Annotated in this window: 16 protein-coding genes; 10 read left to right on the forward strand and 6 right to left on the reverse strand. The window is 67.9% G+C overall.

All coding sequences use genetic code 11. The features are described 5' to 3' along the window. The first annotated feature begins 47 nt into the window (after positions 1-47). Positions 48-1,352, forward strand: coding sequence for a bifunctional folylpolyglutamate synthase/dihydrofolate synthase (locus ASE50_RS17895; protein WP_056403838.1), 1,305 nt, complete (start codon positions 48-50; stop codon positions 1,350-1,352). A 225-nt stretch (positions 1,353-1,577) separates the two neighbouring features. On the opposite strand, the gene ASE50_RS17900 is transcribed toward ASE50_RS17895, so the two are convergent. Both ASE50_RS17900 and ASE50_RS17905 read right to left on the reverse strand, forming a co-directional pair. Continuing rightward, entirely contained in the window at positions 1,578-3,212 is a 1,635-nt protein-coding gene (locus ASE50_RS17900; RefSeq protein WP_056403842.1) for an AmpG family muropeptide MFS transporter, read from the reverse strand. Between the two features lie 260 nt (positions 3,213-3,472). Further along, positions 3,473-3,907: a response regulator gene (locus tag ASE50_RS17905; RefSeq protein WP_056403845.1), complete on the reverse strand. Its 435-nt coding sequence runs from the start codon at positions 3,905-3,907 to the stop codon at positions 3,473-3,475. A gap of 182 nt (positions 3,908-4,089) precedes the next feature. Here ASE50_RS17905 and ASE50_RS19715 point away from each other — a divergent pair, with 182 nt between their 5' ends. The 3 genes from ASE50_RS19715 (at position 4,090) to ASE50_RS17920 (ending at position 7,677) form a co-directional block, all read left to right on the forward strand. Beyond that, a complete protein-coding gene (locus tag ASE50_RS19715; protein WP_414882441.1) occupies positions 4,090-5,880 on the forward strand; it encodes a pseudouridine synthase in 1,791 nt (596 codons plus the stop codon). Next, positions 5,880-6,431 (forward strand): 16S rRNA (guanine(966)-N(2))-methyltransferase RsmD, encoded by a 552-nt coding sequence (rsmD, locus tag ASE50_RS17915; RefSeq protein WP_056403851.1) that lies wholly within the window; start codon positions 5,880-5,882, stop codon positions 6,429-6,431. Before ASE50_RS19715 ends, rsmD begins: the two co-directional genes overlap by 1 nt. A 67-nt stretch (positions 6,432-6,498) precedes the next feature. Further along, positions 6,499-7,677: a sensor domain-containing diguanylate cyclase gene (locus ASE50_RS17920; RefSeq protein ID WP_056403854.1), complete on the forward strand. Its 1,179-nt coding sequence runs from the start codon at positions 6,499-6,501 to the stop codon at positions 7,675-7,677. Positions 7,678-7,869: 192 nt separating this feature from the next. On the opposite strand, the gene ASE50_RS17925 is transcribed toward ASE50_RS17920, so the two are convergent. Then, positions 7,870-9,117, reverse strand: a complete 1,248-nt coding sequence (locus ASE50_RS17925; protein WP_082439115.1) for an MFS transporter — start codon at positions 9,115-9,117, stop codon at positions 7,870-7,872. A 152-nt stretch (positions 9,118-9,269) separates the two neighbouring features. Further along, positions 9,270-9,572 carry a UrcA family protein gene (locus ASE50_RS17930; protein ID WP_056403859.1) on the reverse strand — a complete coding sequence of 101 codons (303 nt, stop codon included), beginning with the start codon at positions 9,570-9,572 and terminating at the stop codon, positions 9,270-9,272. A gap of 192 nt (positions 9,573-9,764) precedes the next feature. On the opposite strand from ASE50_RS17930, the gene ASE50_RS17935 reads away from it, so the two are divergent. From ASE50_RS17935 to ASE50_RS17960, 6 genes are all read left to right on the forward strand, one after another. Next, complete coding sequence (locus ASE50_RS17935; protein ID WP_056403862.1) at positions 9,765-12,041, forward strand: ATP-dependent helicase; 2,277 nt, start codon at positions 9,765-9,767, stop codon at positions 12,039-12,041. Positions 12,042-12,143: 102 nt separating this feature from the next. Continuing rightward, a complete protein-coding gene (locus tag ASE50_RS17940) occupies positions 12,144-12,335 on the forward strand; it encodes a hypothetical protein (RefSeq protein ID WP_056403865.1) in 192 nt (63 codons plus the stop codon). 87 nt (positions 12,336-12,422) lie between these two features. After that, a complete protein-coding gene (locus ASE50_RS17945; RefSeq protein ID WP_056403958.1) occupies positions 12,423-13,250 on the forward strand; it encodes an alpha/beta fold hydrolase in 828 nt (275 codons plus the stop codon). A 199-nt stretch (positions 13,251-13,449) separates the two neighbouring features. Next, positions 13,450-14,778 (forward strand): MFS transporter, encoded by a 1,329-nt coding sequence (locus ASE50_RS17950; protein WP_056403869.1) that lies wholly within the window; start codon positions 13,450-13,452, stop codon positions 14,776-14,778. After that, positions 14,775-15,695, forward strand: a complete 921-nt coding sequence (gene cysK, locus ASE50_RS17955; protein ID WP_056403872.1) for a cysteine synthase A — start codon at positions 14,775-14,777, stop codon at positions 15,693-15,695. The genes ASE50_RS17950 and cysK overlap by 4 nt, the downstream gene beginning before the upstream one ends. Next, positions 15,692-16,972, forward strand: coding sequence for a cell wall hydrolase (locus ASE50_RS17960; RefSeq protein WP_056403874.1), 1,281 nt, complete (start codon positions 15,692-15,694; stop codon positions 16,970-16,972). Before cysK ends, ASE50_RS17960 begins: the two co-directional genes overlap by 4 nt. Here the strand turns inward: ASE50_RS17960 and ASE50_RS17965 are convergent. Both ASE50_RS17965 and ASE50_RS17970 read right to left on the reverse strand, forming a co-directional pair. Continuing rightward, positions 16,961-18,388, reverse strand: a complete 1,428-nt coding sequence (locus tag ASE50_RS17965; protein WP_056403878.1) for a PH domain-containing protein — start codon at positions 18,386-18,388, stop codon at positions 16,961-16,963. The two genes, ASE50_RS17960 and ASE50_RS17965, sit on opposite strands and share 12 nt — an antisense overlap. Continuing rightward, a complete protein-coding gene (locus tag ASE50_RS17970; RefSeq protein WP_056403881.1) occupies positions 18,382-18,852 on the reverse strand; it encodes a PH domain-containing protein in 471 nt (156 codons plus the stop codon). Before ASE50_RS17970 ends, ASE50_RS17965 begins: the two co-directional genes overlap by 7 nt. Between the last annotated feature and the right edge of the window lie 2 nt (positions 18,853-18,854).

Below are 18,854 nucleotides of genomic sequence, written 5' to 3' on the forward strand. Positions count from 1 at the left end.
CCGCTTCGCGGCGGTCCCCCTCCCCGCATAGCGGGGAGGAGTTGCAAGTGCCCGATTTCGCTGTCTCGACCGATCCTGCGGTACAGACGCAGCTCGACCGGCTGACGTTGCTGTCGCCGGGGGCGGATATTCTCGGCCTCGACCGCATCACCCGGCTGCTGGCGCGGCTGGGCGATCCGCATCGCCATTTGCCGCCGGTGTTCCATGTCGCGGGCACCAATGGGAAGGGTTCGACCTGCGCCTATCTGCGCGCGGCGATCGAGGCGGCGGGGTTGCGGGCGCATGTCTATGCCAGCCCGCATCTGGTGCGCTTCAACGAACGCATCCGGCTGGCGGGTACGCTGATCGACGATGTCGCGCTGGCGGCGCTGCTGGGCGAGGTGCTCGATGCCGCCGACGGGATCGGGGCGAGTTTCTTCGAGATCACCACCGCCGCTGCGTTTCTTGCCTTTGCCCGGACACCAGCCGATGCGTGCGTGTTCGAGGTCGGCCTTGGCGGGCGGCTGGATGCGACCAACGTCCTGCCGGCACCGGCCGTCTGCGGCATTGCGGCGCTGGGGATCGATCACGAGGCGTTTCTGGGGTCGTCGCTGGTCGACATTGCCGGCGAGAAGGCGGGGATCGCCAAGCGCGGTGTGCCGGTCGTTACCCTCGCCTATCCGCCCGAGATCGCAGCGCGGATCGAGGCGACGGTCGATGCCGCGGGCGCGACGCTGCTTGCGCGGGGGTCGGCATGGGAATCGATCGACGGGCGGTACCGGGATGCGATGGGCACGCTCGACCTGCCCGAACCCGCGCTGGCCGGGGTGCATCAGCGCGACAATCTGGCACTGGCGGCGGCGATGGTGCGACATCAGTCGGCGCTGGCGGTCTCCGATGCGGCGATCCGCACCGCCGCCAGTACCGCGCGCTGGCCGGCGCGGATGCAGCGCCTGCGCCCGCGCGGGCCGCTGACCGGGCGGGTCGATCCGCGCCATGGCGTGTGGCTCGACGGGGCGCACAACGAGTCCGCCGCGATCGAAGTCGCGCGGGGCTGGCCCCGGATCAGCCGGGGCGAGCGATCGGCGCTGGTGCTGGGGATGCTCGCCAACAAGGATGCCGGCGCGGTGCTGCGGCATCTGGGCGAGGTGGTCGACCATGTCGTTGCGGTGCCGGTGCCGGGTCATGCGCATCATGCGCCGGCCGATCTGGCGCGGCAAGCGCGGGCGATGGGGTTGCAGGCCAATGTCGCGACCGATCCGGCGGCGGCGCTCGATCTGTTGGCGCGGTCTGAACCGGAGGCGGTGTTGATCGCGGGGTCGCTGTATCTCGCTGGAACCGTGCTGTCGGCGAATGACGAGGTGCCGGTTTAGGTTTGTTCACGCGGAGGCGCGGAGACGCGGAGAAGAAGATATTTTCGCGCAGAGGCGCAGAGGACGCTAAGAAACAGTGTTTGCCGCGATAGCGGCTCGCCCATACTTTCCTGCGCGAAAAGGCTTCGCCGGGACCATGACGCCGGCCCGGAACACACCTTCTCAGCGTCCTTTGCGCCTTTGCGCGCTAAAAACCTTCTCCGCGTCTCCGCGCCTTCGCGTGAATCAACCCTTCCGAAGCTCGCGCCGCCACCGCACCCATTCGAGCAGCACGAACACCACCGCCACCAACCCCAGCGCGGCGGTGAAACGGAACACCGGGGCATATCCCATCTGTTCGACCGCCTCGCCCAGCCCCGCCCGGCCGAGCGAGCCGACCAGCAGGGTGAGCGATGACAGCAGCGCATATTGGACAGCGCTATGTTCCTTGCTGGCGATCGAGGAGAGATAGGCGACGAAGGCCGCACCGGCCAAGCCGCCGGCGATATTCTCCCCCGAGATCGCGACCATCAACCGCATCATCCGCGCATCGACGCCGAGGTTCAGCAGCCCGGTCGCGCCCGCCACCGCATCGATCACCGGCGCGCCCGCCGCGAGATCGGCATAGAGCAGGTTGCTGGCCGCCGCGACGATCGCGCCGATCAACAGCGTCGGCATCCGCCCGAGCACCGCGAACAGGATGCCACCCAGCGACACGCCGAGGATGGTCATGCCGACGCCGAAGATCTTGGAGGCGAAGGCGACCTCGGCATTCGTGTAGTGGAGTTCCTCCAGATAGAAGGGATAGGCGAACGGCCCCCAGATCGAATCGCACAGCCGGTAGCTGAGGATTAGCCCCAGCACGATGACCGCACCGAACCCCAGCCGCCCGACCAGTTCGGACAGCGGCAGGATCAGCGCGCGATAGCCATGTTCGATGAAGCCGGACGTCGGTGCCGCCGCCCCGTCCCGGTTCCAGCCGAGCCATTCGGCCAGTTGCGCCTGCCGGTTCAGCCATGCCGCAACCAGCGCGGGCACGACGACGGTGATGACGATGATCCACGGACCGGTCAGGCGGGTGAAATCGCCGACGCTGGGCGGGGTTTCACCGGGCGTGACGTTCAGCACCCGCACCATGAACGCGCCGATGGTGAGGATCGCCCAGCCCCAGCACAGGCCAACGATGATGAGACCGGTGCGCTTGTCGCGGGCGCTGGGGCCGATCGCACCTTCGACGGCCTGCTCGACGACCGGGCGGGGCGTGTCGGGGGCGAACAGCGTCGCGACCAGCAGCGCGGCCATGAACAGGCCCATCACCGCATAGACCATCGGCCATGTGATCGCATCGGCCAGCACCAGCGCCAGCGCCCCGCCGATCAGCGTCGCAAGGCGGTAGCCAAGCTGATAGATCGACGACAGGATGCCGAGCGTCGCGCGTTCGTCGGCGACGTCGATCCGCCACGCATCGATCACGGTGTCCTGCGTCGCGGCGGCGAACGCGCCGACGACGGCGACCAGCGCGAACCAGCCGATCGCAACCGCCGGATCGCTGAGCGACAGGGTGAGGAACGTCGCGACCAGCACCGCCTGACACAGCAGCAGCCACGACTTGCGCCGCCCGAAGCGTTCGAACAGCGGCAGGCGCAGCCGGTCGACGACCGGCGACCACAGGAATTTGAACGCCGCGATCAGCCCGATCCACGACAACAGGCCGATGGTGGCGAGGTTGATCTTCGCCTCCGCCAGCCAGGCGTTGAGCGTGCCGAGCAGCAACGTGAACGGCAGCCCGGCGGCAAGGCCGAACGCGAACATCGCCGCCGTCTTGCGATTGCCCAGCCCCATACGGATCAGCGCCAGCCCCTTGGGCGCGGCTTCGGTCATTCAAGTCCTCCCGGAAGGGGCGCGACCGTAGATGGGGTTGGCGATGGCGGCAAGGCGGGGGCTACACCCCTCCGCCGACCCGATCCGTTTGGTTCGAGTAGCGATCGAGCCTGTCAAGAGCGCGTATCGAGAACGGGGTTCCGCTGGGGTGACCTATGACTGGACCGCCTGGGGCCAGACGTTCTCGACGGATGCTTCTCGACAGGCTCGAAGCTGCTCGAACCATGCGGGAGTGTGGGGTAGGTATCGGCCGGCGAAAGCTACGCCGCGGTTCGGAACAGGTTGAACCCGCTCGGCAGGCGCCGCGGCAGTTTCGCCCCGCCGATGACCGCGTCGATCGCTTCGATCGCGCTCAGCAGGTCCTTTTGCGGGTAGGGTTTGGCGAGACAGCCGGCCGCGAATACCTGGGCGTCCAGCGGGCAGGCACCGGTCACCAACAGGACCGGCATGCCGCGTTCATGCGCCGCGCGCGCGACGTCCAGCCCGCTGCCGTCCGACAGGTTGATGTCGACCAGTACCAGATCGAGGTCGACCCCGGATTGTAGCGTCGCCAGCGCGCCGGCGACGGTATCGACCGTCGCCGCGATCTCGAAACCCGACGCCCCGAGGAAGTGTTCGGTGTCGAACGCGACCAAGGGTTCGTCCTCGACGACGAGGATCCGGTTGATGTGCCGCTTCTTGCGCCCGAACAACATTGCCCCACTCGCTTTCCACCGGGATGCATACAGCTTATACGAACCCACAAACTCGCGAAGGCGACGAAGGTACCGCTTCGGCTGAAACTTTCGTCGCATCGCCGCAAACGGAAACCCTGACCATCGTTACCCCACCCGAATCCACGACCGAATCCCCCCGCGAAGGCCAGCGAATCGCCAAGTTGCTGGCGCGTGCCGGCGTTGCCTCCCGCCGCGATGTCGAACGCATGATCGCCGCCGGGCGCGTCGCGCTGGACGGCGTCGTCCTCGAAACGCCCGCGACCATCCTGCCCAATCTGAAGGGCGTGACCGTCGACGGTGCGCCGGTCGCCGCCCCTGAACCGACCCGGCTGTTCCGGTTCCACAAGCCCGCCGGCACGCTGACCGCCGAGCGCGACGGTGCCGGGCGCGAGACGATCTATGACCGGCTGCCCAAGGGGTTGCCGCGGCTGATCCCGGTCGGGCGGCTCGATCTGAATACCGAGGGGTTGTTGCTGATGACGACCGACGGCGAGTTCAAACGCCGTCTGGAACTGCCCGCTACGGGTGTCGAGCGAACCTATCGCGCGCGCGCCTATGGCGAAATCAGCCAGCAGCAGCTCGAAGACCTGATGATGGGCATCGAGATCGAGGGGGTGCGCTATGGCCCGATCAACGCCAATCTCGAACGGCGCACCGGTACCAATACGTGGATCGAGATGACGCTGACCGAGGGCAAGAACCGCGAGGTTCGCCGTGTTCTCGAACATCTGGGGCTGAAGGTGTCGCGCCTGATCCGTACCCGCTATGGCCCCTTCTATCTCGAAGACCTGCCAGAGGGGGAGGTCGACGAAATCAAGCAGCATGAACTGGTCGCGTTCCGCAAGACGCTGACCAACAAGCCGACCAGCAAGCCTGCGCCGGAAGGCGCCGATCCGGCGGCGCTCAAGGCGTGGAGGCGCGCGACGCCGCTGCCGCGTCCCGAACCGGTCGCGACGTCGCGCTTCGACGAACGCCGTCCGCGCACCGAGCGGGACGGGCAGCGTTCGGGCTTCAGCGGTCGCCGTCCCGATCGCGACGGTCCGAACCGGGCGCAGGGCGACGGTGAGCGGCGCAGCTTCGGCGCACGCCCGCAGGGTGATGGCGAGCGGCACAGTTTCGGGGCGCGACCACAGGGCGATGGCGAGCGGCGCAGCTTCGACGCGCGGCCGCAGGGCGATGGCGAGCGGCGCAGCTTCGGGGCGCGACCACAGGGCGATGGCGAACGGCGCAGCTTCGGCGCGCGGCCGCAGGGCGATGGCGAGCGGCGCAGCTTCGGCGCACGGCCGCAGGCCGATGGCGAACGACGCAGCTTCGGCGCACGGCCGCAGGGCGATGGTGAGCGGCGCAGCTTCGGCGCACGACCGCAGGCCGATGGCGAACGACGCAGCTTCGGCGCACGACCGCAGGCCGATGGCGAACGACGCAGCTTCGGCGCACGGCCACAGGGCGATGGCGAACGCCGGAGCTTCGGCGCGCGACCGCAGGGCGGCGGCGATCGGCCCGGCTTTGGCGACCGTCCGCAGCGCGCCGATGCGCGTCGCGTCGGCCCCCGCACCCATGCCACCGAGCGGCCGGTCGACCGCCGCGACGGCTTCGATCCGCTGGCGCAGGCCGGGCAGACGCCTGCCGAGCGGCGGCAACCGGGGCTGGGCGACCGCCGCGCCTATGGCGATCGGCCTGACAATGCGCGCACCCGCCGCGCCTCGGCCCATGCCGAACGGCCGGGCTATGACGGGGTCGCGCGCCGGCCGCAGGTCGAACGCACGACCGAAGGCCCGCGCGGTCCGGTCGAAAAGCGGATGACGCGCGAACAGGCGTCCGATGTCGACCGGGCAAGCTTCGTCGAGCGGCCGAAACGCAAGCCGACCGGCTGGGCCAAGGCCACGCCAACGACCAAACCGGTCAAGGGCAAGCCGAAGGGCGGTGGCCGTCCCGGCGGGGGCAAGCGCTGATGCGAGTCATTTCGGGGCTGTGGCGCGGTCGGCCGATCGTCGCGCCCAAGGGGGACGCCACCCGTCCTACCGCCGATCGCACACGCGAGGCATTGTTTTCGATGCTGGCCAGCCGGGTCGGCAGCTTCGACGAACTGGCGGTCGCCGACCTGTTCGCCGGATCGGGCGCGCTGGGGATCGAGGCATTGTCGCGCGGTGCCGCGACCTGCCTGTTCGTCGAACAGGACCGCGCCGCGCTGGATGCGCTGCGTGCCAATCTGACCAAGCTGGACGCGGCGGGCGGCGACGTGCGGGCAACGTCGGTGCTGGCGCTGGGACCGGCGCCGCGTCCGCTCGACATCGTGATGATGGATCCGCCTTATGGCAGCGGCGCTGGCGCGGTGGCGGCGGACAAGCTGGCGCGGCTCGGCTGGATCGGGCCGGCGACCTGGGTCAGCATCGAGACCGCGAAGGCCGAGGTGCTCGATCTGCCGCGCTTCACCGTCGATGCCGAGCGCGTCTATGGCAAGGCGCGGATCACCCTGTTGCGGCTGGCCGACGAAACCGAGTGACGATTAACCTTTTAGCGGTGAAGCTTCGCTAGGTCGAAGCCATGGCGGAACGAATGGAAACGGATCGATGGACAGCGCGCTCTACGCTCTGATCGTCAATGCCGTGGTCGCGGGGCTGTTCGCAGTCGCCTTTGCGATCATCCGCCTGTCCTATCCCGGACAGCGTCATGTGACGTGGTTCGTGCTGACCTATCTGATCGGCGGGCTGACGCCGATCAGCGAGATCGGCGTGCGGCTGACGCCGTTCACCACGCCGTTCATGCTGTTGAGCTATGGCTCGTTCCTGTGCAGTATCGCGTTGTTGCCATTGGGGATGGCAGCGATGGCGGGGCGACGGCGGCCATGGCGGTGGGCGGCGCTGCTGGTGCTGTTCGGGATCGGGGTACGCGCCGCGATCTGGAACGGACCGCGCAACGAACTTTGGTATGAATTTGCCTATCAGGCCCCGTTCGCGATCGGGTCGGCGCTGGCGACGGCGCTGGCGGTCGATGCGGTCCGGCGGCGGCGTGGGCGATTGTGGCTGGCGCTCGGCATCGCCACCGGATTGATGACGCTGCATTTCCTGATCAAGCCGCTGTTCGCCGTGCTGTTCGGATCGGGGGCGTCGGCAAAGGAATATGCCGCGAGCAGCTATGCACTGTTCTCGCAATCGATCGGCGGGATGCTGATCGTGTCCGTCGGGCTGCTGACGCTGTTGCTGGTCGTGCAGACCGCGCTGGGCCGGTCGATCGCGGAGGCGGAGACCGACCCGCTGACCGGGATCGCGAACCGGCGCGGGTTCGACCGGCGGGCGAAGGCGATGATCGCCGACGCGCGCACCGGGGACCAGCCCTTGGCGGCGATCCTGTTCGACCTCGACCATTTCAAACGGGTCAACGATCAGTACGGGCACGCCACCGGCGATGCGGTGCTGCGTGCCTTTGCCCGGCTGCTGGTCGACCGCCTGCCGCGATCGGCGGCGATCGCGCGGCTGGGGGGCGAGGAATTCGTTGCGCTGCTCGACCGGACGACGTTGCGCGGGGCGTGGCTGGGCGCACAGTCGGTGCGCGCGACGCTGCCCGAAATTGCCAGCCACCTGCCGGCGATCACGATCAGTGCCGGACTGGCGGAATTGTCGGCCGACGACGATCTCGACCGTCTGCTCGAACGCGCCGATCGCGCTACCTATGATGCCAAGCGCGCCGGTCGCAACCGCATCCTGCCGGTGCCCGATCCGGTCAGCGCGTGGGCCAACACCGCCGAATAACGCTTAGAGCGTTTTTCGATCAGGTTGGATCATCGTCACGGTGGCGATTTCGGTTCTTGGCAAGGCGCGAGGGAGGGCACGATGCGAAAGCATCGTGACCGACGAGCAACGCTGCCACGGACTGGAAGCAGCCCGCCGCGTAGCGGTCGCCCGCAGGGCGATGACGATGGTGCAACATGGTCGAAAACCGCTCTAGCGGTCGCGCGGAACCAGTGCCAGCCCGATCAGGCTCGCCACCCCCGCCCCGGCCAGCACCACGCCGACCGACCACAGGCCGTAATCGATCGACAGCGCCTGCGCGATGCTGGGGGTCAGGCCGCCACCGATCACGCCGCCGACGTTGAAGCCCATCGACGCACCCGTGTAGCGGACCCGCGCCGGGAACAGCGCCGGCAACCATGCGCCGAGCGGGCCGTAGACGAACCCCATCATCAGCAGCGCGAACGAGAGCCATGCGCCGATGACAAACAGCGACCCCGCCCCGACCATCGGCCCTAGCAGACCACCGGCGACGACGACGCCGATGCACCCGCCCGCCAGCACCCGCGCCGGGGTCGACCGGTCGGACAGCCAGCCCGCCAGCGCGATGCCGGCGGCCATGAACAGGATCGCGATCAATTGGGTTTGCAGGAACGCGCCGCGAGTATAGCCGAGCGTGTTCGTGCCATATCCCAGCACGAAGGTCGTCGCGATGTAATAGAGCGCGAAGCATGCGACGACCCCGAAGGTCCCGGCCAGCGTCGCCCGCAAATGACTGCCCGCCAGTTCGGCGATCGGCACGCTCGGCGGCGCTTCGTGCGCCAGCGCCTTAGCGAAGGCGGGGGTTTCGGTCAGCTTTACCCGCACCCAGAGCCCCAGCCCGACCAGCGCGACGCTGAACAGGAACGGCAGCCGCCAGCCCCAGGCGAGAAAATCCGCCTCCGACAGGGTCAGCCCCAGCAGCAGGAACAACCCGTTGGCGGCGATGAAGCCGACCGGCGCGCCCAGTTGCGGCACCATGCCGAACCGACCGCGCCAGCCCGGCGGCGCATTCTCCACGGCGAGCAACGCCGCCCCGCCCCATTCGCCACCCAGCCCCAGCCCCTGCGCGAACCGCAAGGTGCAGAGCAGCAGCGGCGCGACCCAGCCGACTTGCGCATAGGTCGGCAGGAACGCGATCAGCAGCGTCGAGCCGCCCATCAGCATCAACGACGCGACCAGCGTCGATTTCCGGCCCAACCGGTCGCCGAAATGGCCGAACACCACCGCGCCGAGCGGCCGGGCGATGAAAGCGAGGCCGATCGACAGGTAGCTCGCCATCAACTGTGCCGACGTGCTTTCGAGTGGAAAGAACAGCGACCCGAACACCAACGTCGCGGCGGTGGCATAGATATAGAAGTCGTAGAATTCGACCGAGGTGCCGATCAGGCTGGCGATTAGGATACGGCGATGGGCGCGCATGGGATGTGGTTGGGCCATGCGCCCGCCTAGCGGGTTGCCGCCGGGGCGCAAGAAGGTTTCGTTGACGCCCGCTACGACGCAACTATCGCCACGAACGGCAAACGCACCCCTGCCCCGGCAGAGGTGCGTTGCTTCCGTCGTACCGTCCGTGCTTACTTGACGCTGGCGACCGCCACCGGCTGGAGCTGTGCGACCTGAACCTGGCCGTCCCGGCGCATTTCGGCACGGCAGCGGTTTTCGTCGGCGTAGCGGCGCAGGCCGGACGCGCCCGAACGGCAGGCCGTCGTTGCGGCACGGTCGATGCGGGCGTCGAGGACGCGACGATGTTCGATCTTGGTCAGGTCCAGCCCGGCATAGGACACATGGACCGACACCGGCTCACGCACTTCGGCGTTCGCGGCCGACGACAGGCACGCGAAAGCGGTCGCCGCAAGGGCGATGATACGGATGTTCATGATGGTAGCTCCTGCGAAATCGGTGCCCGTCGCAGCGGCGGTCGCCCGCGGTTCGGGTGCCGCCGTCTACCGGCACCGCGCTGGTACTGCGCGATTATTGCAACGCAGCGAAGCGGCGATGGCAGGACGATGACGGCTCCGAAACAATTTCCTTGCTTGTCGCTTTACGCTTCGTTCCCTACCTGTTCGACGATGTCGCTTGCCCCTACCCCTGCCGATCCGCCCTATCTGCGCGGGCTGAACGAACCGCAGCGTGACGCGGTGCTGACCACCGACGGCCCGGTGCTGGTGCTGGCGGGTGCGGGTACCGGCAAGACGGCGGCGCTGACCGCGCGGCTGGCGCATCTCCTGTATACGCGCAAAGCCTATCCATCCGAAATCCTGTCGGTGACCTTCACCAACAAGGCGGCGAAGGAGATGCGCGAGCGCGTCGGGCGGCTGGTCGGCGATCTGGTCGAGGGGATGCCGTGGCTGGGCACGTTCCACGCGATCGGCGCGAAGATGCTGCGGCGGCATGCCGAACTGGTCGGGCTGCAATCCAATTTCACCATCCTCGATACCGACGATCAGTTGCGCCTGCTGAAACAGCTGATCCTTGCCGCCGATCTCGATGAGAAAAGGTGGCCAGCGCGGAGCCTTGCCGGGCTGATCGACGGATGGAAGAACAAGGGGATGACCCCCGCCGATGTCGATGCGGGGGAAAGCGAACGCTTCGCCAATGGCCGCGGCGGCGAGATGTATCAGCAATATCAGGACCGGTTGAAGGCGGTGAACGCCTGCGATTTCGGCGACCTGTTGCTGCACGTGCTGACGATCCTGCGCACCGACCGCGAAGTGCTGGCGCAGTATCAGCAGCGGTTCCGCTACATCATGGTCGACGAATATCAGGACACCAACAGTGTCCAGTATCTGTGGCTGCGGTTGCTGGCGCAGGAACGGCGCAATTTGTGCTGCGTCGGCGACGACGACCAGTCGATCTATTCGTGGCGGGGCGCGCAGGTCGAGAATATCCTGCGTTTCGAACGCGACTTTCCCGGCGCGAAGATCGTCCGCCTCGAACAGAATTACCGGTCGACGCCCCATATCCTCGGCGCGGCATCGGGCGTGATCGCGCATAATGGCGGACGGCTGGGTAAAACGCTGTGGACCGAATGCGATGTCGGCGAGAAGGTCCGCGTCATCGGCGTGTGGGACGGTCCCGAGGAGGCCCGCCGCGTCGGCGACACGATCGAACAGGTGCAGCGGGCGGGCAAGACGCTCGACGACTGTGCGATCCTCGTCCGCGCGCAGCACCAGACGCGCGAGTTCGAGGAACGCTTCATCGGCATCGGCATGCCGTATCGCATCGTCGGCGGGTTCCGCTTCTACGAACGCGCCGAAATCCGCGATGCGCTCGCCTATCTGCGCGTCGTCAACCAGCCTTCCGACGACCTCGCGTTCGAACGGATCGTCAACGTGCCCAAACGGGGTCTGGGCGACAAGGCGGTGCAGACGATCCATCGATACGCCCGCGCGACGGGATCGTCGTTGATGACTGCCGCCGCGCGCATCCTCGATACCGACGAATTGACCGGGGCCGCGCGCAAGTCGCTCGGGCGGCTGGTCGGCGACTTCGCTCGCTGGCGCGACATGGCGCAGGGCCTGCCCCATGCCGAGCTGGCGCGGCAGTTGCTCGACGAAAGCGGCTATACCGCGATGTATCAGGCGGAAAAGACGGCGGAAGCGGCCGGGCGGCTGGAAAACCTGACCGAACTGGTCCGGGCGATGGAGGAATATGAGTCGCTCGGCGCGTTCCTAGAACACGTGTCGCTGGTCATGGACAACGAGGCGTCGGCGGAAGAGCCGAAGGTCACGATCATGACCATCCACGCCGCCAAGGGGCTGGAATTCGACACGGTGTTTTGCGTAGGCTGGGAGGAAGGATTGTTCCCGTCACAACGCTCGCTCGATGAGGGTGGCACCGCGTCGTTGGAGGAGGAACGCCGCCTCGCCTATGTCGCGATCACCCGCGCTCGGCGGCTGGCCGTTGTGTTCCATGCCGCCAATCGCCGCATCTATGGCCAGTGGAATTCCTCGCTGCCGTCGCGCTTCGTCGGCGAATTGCCCGCCGAGCATATCGATACGGAAACGACGATGGCGGGGGGCGAAAGCCTGTGGCGGGCGAATTGGAGCGAGCGCGCCGATCCGTTCGCCGATGTCGCGCGCGGTACCGGGCGGGGTCCGGGCTGGCAGCGCGCCGCATCGCAGGGGTCGACCTTCACCACGACCCCGGCACGCGTCGTCGAGGCGCGGGCGAGCGCGATCAGTCTGGGCAACAAGGGCCGCAGCGACCTGTCGACCGGGCAGCGCGTCTTCCATCAGAAGTTCGGGTATGGCACGATCGAGACGATCGAAGGCAACAAGCTGGAGGTATTGTTCGAAACCGCCGGTCAGAAGCGGGTACTGGACAGCTTTGTCACGCCGGGCTGAAGAGACGCCGCGACTGAACCTGTGCTTAACGTATGTCAGCGACCGGATAACCGGTTCGGTGTATGGAAAGGTCCACCACGTACGGACGGGAAGGAGGACCAGATGTCGATCGTCGACAACGCCGAATATTACCGCCGCCGGTTGGGCGAGGCGCGCACGCGGGCGGAAACCGCGCAACTGCCCGAAGTGCGGCGGGTGCATCGCGAGATGGCGGACCGCTATTCGGTCATGCTGCGCGATGCCGAACACGGCGGCATGCCCCGCCCGACGCTGGGCATCGTCCCGCGCGATTGACCGGTTGCGCCGACGGTCGCGAAGCGCAGGCAACCGCCGTGCGTGTCGGTCGTTCAGGTCGGACAATTTCCCGACGAGGATCGATCGATGCCCTATGTAAAGACCCGCGACGGTACCAGCCTGTTCGTGAAGGATTGGGGACAGGGTCGCCCGGTCGTACTGATCCATGGCTGGCCACTGTCAGCCGACAGCTGGGACCCGCAGGCGATGGCATTGGCCGATGCTGGCTATCGCGTCATTGCCTATGACCGGCGCGGTTTCGGGCGGTCGGACCAGCCCTGGTCGGGCTATGACTATGACACGCTGTCGGACGATCTGGCCGATGTCATGGCCGAAACCGGCGTGACCGACGATGCCGCGCTTATCGGTTTCTCGATGGGGGGTGGCGAGGTCGCGCGCTACATGTCGCGCCATGGCGGCAAGGGCGTGACCCGCGTCGGCTTCATCGGGTCGGTCGTGCCGTACATGCTCCAGACCGACGACAATCCCGATGGCGTGCCGCAGGACCAGCTTCAGGAGATCGCCGACAATATCAAGGCGGATCGCGCGAAGTTCTTCCGTACCTTCTTCGACCAGTTCTATGGCGTCGGCTTCATCACCAGCCCGGTGAGCGAGGAAGTGCTCGACCTGTCGTGGAACACGGCGATGCTGGCGGGGCTCAAGCCGACGCTGGCCTGCGCGGAGTCGTTCGGGACCACCGATTTCCGGCCGGACCTGCCGTCGATCACCGTGCCGACGCTCATCATCCACGGCACGTCGGACCAGACCGTGCCGATCGACGCGACCGGGCGGGCTTTGGCCAGGGCGCTGCCGAACGCCGATCTGATCGAATATGACGGCGCGCCGCACGGCCTGTTCGCGACCGAGAGCGACCGGCTGACCGACGACCTGCTGGCGTTCCTCGGTCGGCGGTAAGCCAGTACGTCTCTACCCCCGTCATTCCCGCGCAGGCGGGAATCCATAGACACCGTGGTCGCGATCGATCGACAACGCAGCGTTTATGGACCCCCGCCTTCGCGGGGGTGACGCGGGGGACGGCATGAAGTCGCTTCACAATACCCCCCAAGCCGATCTGCATTGCCCCAGCCCAACAGCGGACCTAAACCCCCACCTCATGTCCGCTTCTCCGCATCCCTTTTCCATCCCCGCGTTCCGCGCCTATTTCCTTGCCCGGCTGTCGAACACGCTGGCGCAGATCGCGATGGTCGTCGTCATCGGCTGGCAGGTGTACGACATCGCGCGCGAGACGATGACGATCCGGCAGTCTGCGTTTCAGTTGGGGCTGATCGGCGTCGCGCAGTTCCTGCCGCTGCTGGTCCTGTCGCTGGTCGCGGGATGGGTCGCCGACCGGATCGACCGGCGCTGGATCGCGCGCGGGTCGGTCGCGCTGGAGGGTAGCTGCGCGCTGCTGCTGGCATGGCTGACCTATAGCGGCGCGATCACCCTGCCATGGCTGTTCTTCGTCGCGGCGATGCTGGGCGTCGCGCGCGCCTTTGCCGGGCCGGCGTTGCAGGCGCTCGCCCCCAATCTCGTCCCCGCAGCCGTCCTGCCCACCGCGATCGCGATGAGTTCGATCGCGTGGCAGGGCGGATCGGTGCTCGGGCCGGCGATGGGCGGCTATCTGTACGCGGCGGGTCATTACATTCCCTATGCCGTGTCGGCGGGGCTGTTCCTGTTCGGGCTGATCATGCTGTTCCTGATCCCGCCGATCCCGCGTGCGGTGATCGCGGGGAAGGCCAATCCGTGGCGGCAGATGCTCGACGGATTATCCTATGTCCGCCGCAACCGATTGGTGTTCGGCGCGATTTCGCTCGATCTGTTCGCGGTGTTGCTGGGCGGCGCGACGGCGATGCTGCCGATCTATGCCCGCGACATTCTCCAAATCGGCGCGGACGGCCTCGGCCATCTCCGCGCCGCGCCGGCGCTGGGCGCGGTGGTCGTTGCCGCCGTGTTCGCGGTCAAGCCGCTGTCGAAGGATGTCGGTGCCAAGATGCTGTTGTCGGTGATGGGCTTCGGGGCGGCGACCGCGCTGTTCGGGCTGTCCGCGCCGCTGCTGCTGCCAATATTCGGGCAAGCCGCGATCGGCAGCGACTTCGCGCCGGCCGTGCTGCTGGCGCTCGCCGCCCTGTTCGTCGTCGGTGCGACCGACATGGTGTCGGTCTATGTCCGCCAGTCGCTGATCCAGTTGCATACGCCCGACGCGATGCGCGGGCGGGTCGGCGCGGTGTCGACGCTGTTCGTGTCGGGATCGAACGAACTGGGCGAGGCACGCTCGGGCTTCCTCGCCGCGCTGGTCGGGCCAGTCGTCGCGGTTGCCGGCGGCGGCATCCTTGCGATCGGCGTCACCATGCTCTGGTCGCGCCTGTTCCCCGAATTGCGGGCCGCGCGTAGCTTCACGCCGCCCAAAGACCTCGAAGTCATCCCAAAGGAGACCCAGCCATGAAGGCCGATACCATCCTGCAAACGATCGGGAATACGCCGCATATCCGCGTGAAGCGGCTGTTCGGCGATGCCGAGGTGTGGATCAAGTCCGAGCGTTCCAACCCCGGCGGGTCGATCAAGGACCGCATTGCCCTTGCCATGATCGAGGCGGCCGAGGCATCGGGCGACCTGAAGCCCGGCGGCACGATCATCGAACCGACCAGCGGCAATACCGGCGTCGGTCTGGCGATGGTCGCAGCGGTCAAGGGATACAGGCTGGTGCTGGTCATGCCCGAAAGCATGAGCATCGAGCGTCGCCGGCTGATGCTCGCCTATGGCGCGACCTTCGACCTGACGCCCCGCGAAAAGGGCATGAAGGGCGCGATCGAGCGCGCGCATGAACTGGCGGCGCAAACCGCCGATGCGTGGATTCCCCAGCAGTTCGAAAACCCCGCGAACATCGACGTCCATGTCCGCACGACCGCACAGGAAATCCTGAACGACTTCGCCGATACGCCGATCGACGTCATCATCACCGGCGTCGGCACCGGCGGTCACATTACCGGCGTCGCCGAAACGCTGAAGGAGAAATGGCCGGAGCTGAAGGTCTATGCGGTCGAACCCGACCTCTCGCCGGTGATTTCCGGCGGGCAGCCGGGGCCGCACCCGATCCAGGGGATCGGTGCCGGCTTCGTCCCCGCCAACCTGCACACCCGCGCGATCGACGGCGTGATCAAGGTCGATGCGGCGGTTGCCAAGGACATGGCCCGGCGTTCGGCGAGCGAGGAAGGGATGCTGGTTGGCATCTCGTCGGGCGCGACGCTGGCGGCGATCCTGCAAAAGCTGCCCGACCTGCCCGATGGCGTGCGCGTGCTCGGCTTCAACTACGACACCGGCGAGCGTTATCTGTCGGTTCCCGACTTCCTGCCCGAACAATGAGCGAGCCGGCGGTGGTCGAACGGAACAGGATCGGCAGCGGATCGATCGCGATCGACGGCGTCCTGGTGGCACTGTCGGTCGCGGCCGTCGCCGTGCCTGCGATCCTGATCCGGTCGACCCCGCCGATCCGGCCGGCGGCGCATTCCGCCGGACCGGGCCGCCAGAGCGTTGCGCAGGCCCCGGAAGCGCCGCCGCCCCCGGTGGAGCCGATCGAGTATCGCGCGCTGGAACCGGAGGACGCCCGCGCCTTCAATGCCAAGGTGCCGTTCGTTACCGGCCCCAACCCGGCGGCGCGACCGTTCCGCTTTGCTGGCGACCTCGACAATCGGTCCCGCGCGACCGACTGCCTCGCCGCCGCCGTGCTGTACGAGGCCGGCGACGATGCGAAGGGGCAGCGCGCCGTCGCACAGGTCGTGCTGAACCGACTGCGCCACCCGGCCTTTCCCAAAAGCGTGTGCGGCGTGGTGTTTCAGGGGTCGGAACGCACCACCGGTTGCCAGTTCACCTTCACCTGCGACGGGGCGTTGGCGCGCGCCTATCCGCAAGCCTATTGGGACCGGGCGCGCAAGGTCGCGGCGGCGGCACTGGCGGGCAACGTGTTCGCGCCGGTCGGCTATGCGACGCACTATCATACCGACTGGGTCGTCCCCTATTGGCAGTCCAGCCTCGACAAGATCGCGGCGGTCGATACGCACCTGTTTTTCCGCTGGGCCGGATGGTGGGGCACGCCCGGTGCGTTCCGCCGCGTCGTCGGCACGGTCGAACCGCACATCGAACAGCTCGCTCCCTATTCCGCCGCGCACAAACTGCCCGAGGTACTGGCGGTCGAGCAGGAGGCCGGCGTGCTGACCGGCAATTTCGCGTCCGCCGCGCTGCCGCGTCCGAGCAGCGACGATCCGGTCACCTTCCTCGTGCCCCTCGATACGCTGACGCCCGACAAATGGCCGGCCTTCGCGCAAGCCACCTGCGGCGAACGGACGCGGTGCAAGTTCCTCGGCTGGCGCGATCCGGCGGCAGTCCCGGCCCGCGCGGGGCTGGCATGGGAACCGGCCGCGCTGAACGCGATGTCGTTCAGCTATCTGCGCGACCGGGGCGCGGGCGTCGAAAAGCAGTTGTGGAATTGCCAGCTCGTATCGCGGCCCGCTTCGTCGTGCATGCGTCGCGCGATCCCCGCGCCGCCAATGCCCGCCGCGACCGTCCGCGGCGATACGCCGCCGCTCACCGGCGTCCGGCGTAGCGGTGATCCGGCCCCTGCCCCCGCCCCGTCAGCGCAGTAGGGCGGCCGACAGTCGGTCGGCATCCTCGACCGCGACATCGACGACGTTGGGTCGGCCCATCCCCTTGGCACCGGCGGTATCGACATGCACCGTCGCCAGCCCCAACAGGCGCTGGAGCGGCGAGCGGCGCACCGACACCGCCTGGATACGGGCCAGCGGCACGATCCACACCTGCTTGGCCAGCACCCCGCGCATCACCTGCAACGTGTCGCCGACGATCGCATAGCGGTGTCGCCGCCGCGCGAGGATCGCCAGCACCACCGGGATCGGGACCAGCAGCAACGCCAGCCCCGCCAGCGGCACGAAGAACGCGGCGACGGTCACCGCGATCAGCGGCACCCCGCCCCGCACGATGCCGGTCCGCACGACATGCCCGAACGCAACCGGACGCAGCGGAAGCGGATCGAACGGCGCGTAGCCTGCAGCCGCGAGCACCTGCGCAATCTCCGCTTCGCGGGCGAACGGCGCGACGCTCTGCCGCCCGCCGACATCGTCGCTGCCGCCCAGCGTCTGCAACCGCAGGCCCGCCCAGCCCAGCCGTCCGCTGACCATGCCGCGTTCGATCAGTGCCAGCTGGACACGGCGCAGGCTGAGCGCGATTTCGGTCCGGGTGGCCAGCCCGCGCACGCGGCGCAACCGGTCGCCTTCGCGCTCCAACCGAAATCCATGCTCGACCAGCAGCGTGCGCAGGACGCCGCTGATCGCGCCGACCAGCAGCGCGACGACGGCCGCCATGGCCGCGAACAACGGCGTGGCCCATGCGATCGCCTCGCGCCGCGCGACGCCGGCCCAGTCGCGGACATCGACCCAGTTCCACCCGATCAGATCGCCGACCTGATTGAGGCCGGCGAACAACACCCCGACCCAGACCAGCGAAAAGCCGAACAGGCCCATCGTCAATACGCGGCCGGGCGACATGGCGAAGACGATGTCGCGCGCCGGTTCGCGGGGCCCCGCGTCGGTCGGGCCCGTCTGCGGAACTGCCCCGCGCAAGATCGCGCGCAGCCGGGCCGCCTCGGCCAGCGTCACGCTGTCGAGCTTCGCCTCGTCCGCCTCGCCACCACCGGTCTCGACCCGCACCCGCGCCAGACCGAACGGGCGGGCCAGCAGCTTCTGGTCGATCGAAACGTCCTGAATGCGGTCGAACGGGATCGATCGCCGCTTGCGGTTCAGCACCCCGTCCGCAATCACCAGTTCGCCGTCGCCGATCGTGTACGTGAACGCCCGCCACCGTATCCACGCGAACAGCGCCGCCCCCACGATCAGCACCGAAACGATGCCGATCATCGGCCACACCCCGCTACGCGATGTGGCGGCGGCGAGCGCGACCAGCCCGGCGATTTGCTGTGGCGCGCCCGAGACGATCCGCAGGGCGATGGTGCCGGGGTGCAGCCGGCGCGGACCTTCGGTCACCATGGCGACGCCTCGATCGCGCCACGGATACGGTCACGCACCGCTTCGGCCTGATCGCGGGCGAGGCCCGGCACCGTGACCCGACTATGGTCAGTGCCGGCGGTGTGCAGCACCAGCGTCGCGACGCTGCAGCCGCGCTCGATCGGCCCCTGTGTCAGGTCGATATGCTGGACGCGGCCGATCGGCACGATGGTATGTACCCGCGTCAGCCAGCCATGACCGATGTGCAGTTCGCGCTCGTCGAGTGCGAAGCCCCAATGCGCGAAGCGGCGCGGCGGGGCGATGGCGACCAGCCAGATTGCGATCAGCACCGCGAGGCCCGCGGCGATGCCGTTCGGCAGATCCTGACCGTACAGGATCGCCTCACCCACGCCCGCCAACAGCAGCACGACCAGCGCGACGACCGCCGCCCGCCAGCGCAGCACGGTAACGAACCGACGGTCGAGCGGCGCGAGCGAAAGGGGCATAG

Origin of the sequence: Sphingomonas sp. Leaf5, assembly GCF_001421155.1 — a bacterium.
GTDB lineage: Bacteria > Pseudomonadota > Alphaproteobacteria > Sphingomonadales > Sphingomonadaceae > Sphingomonas.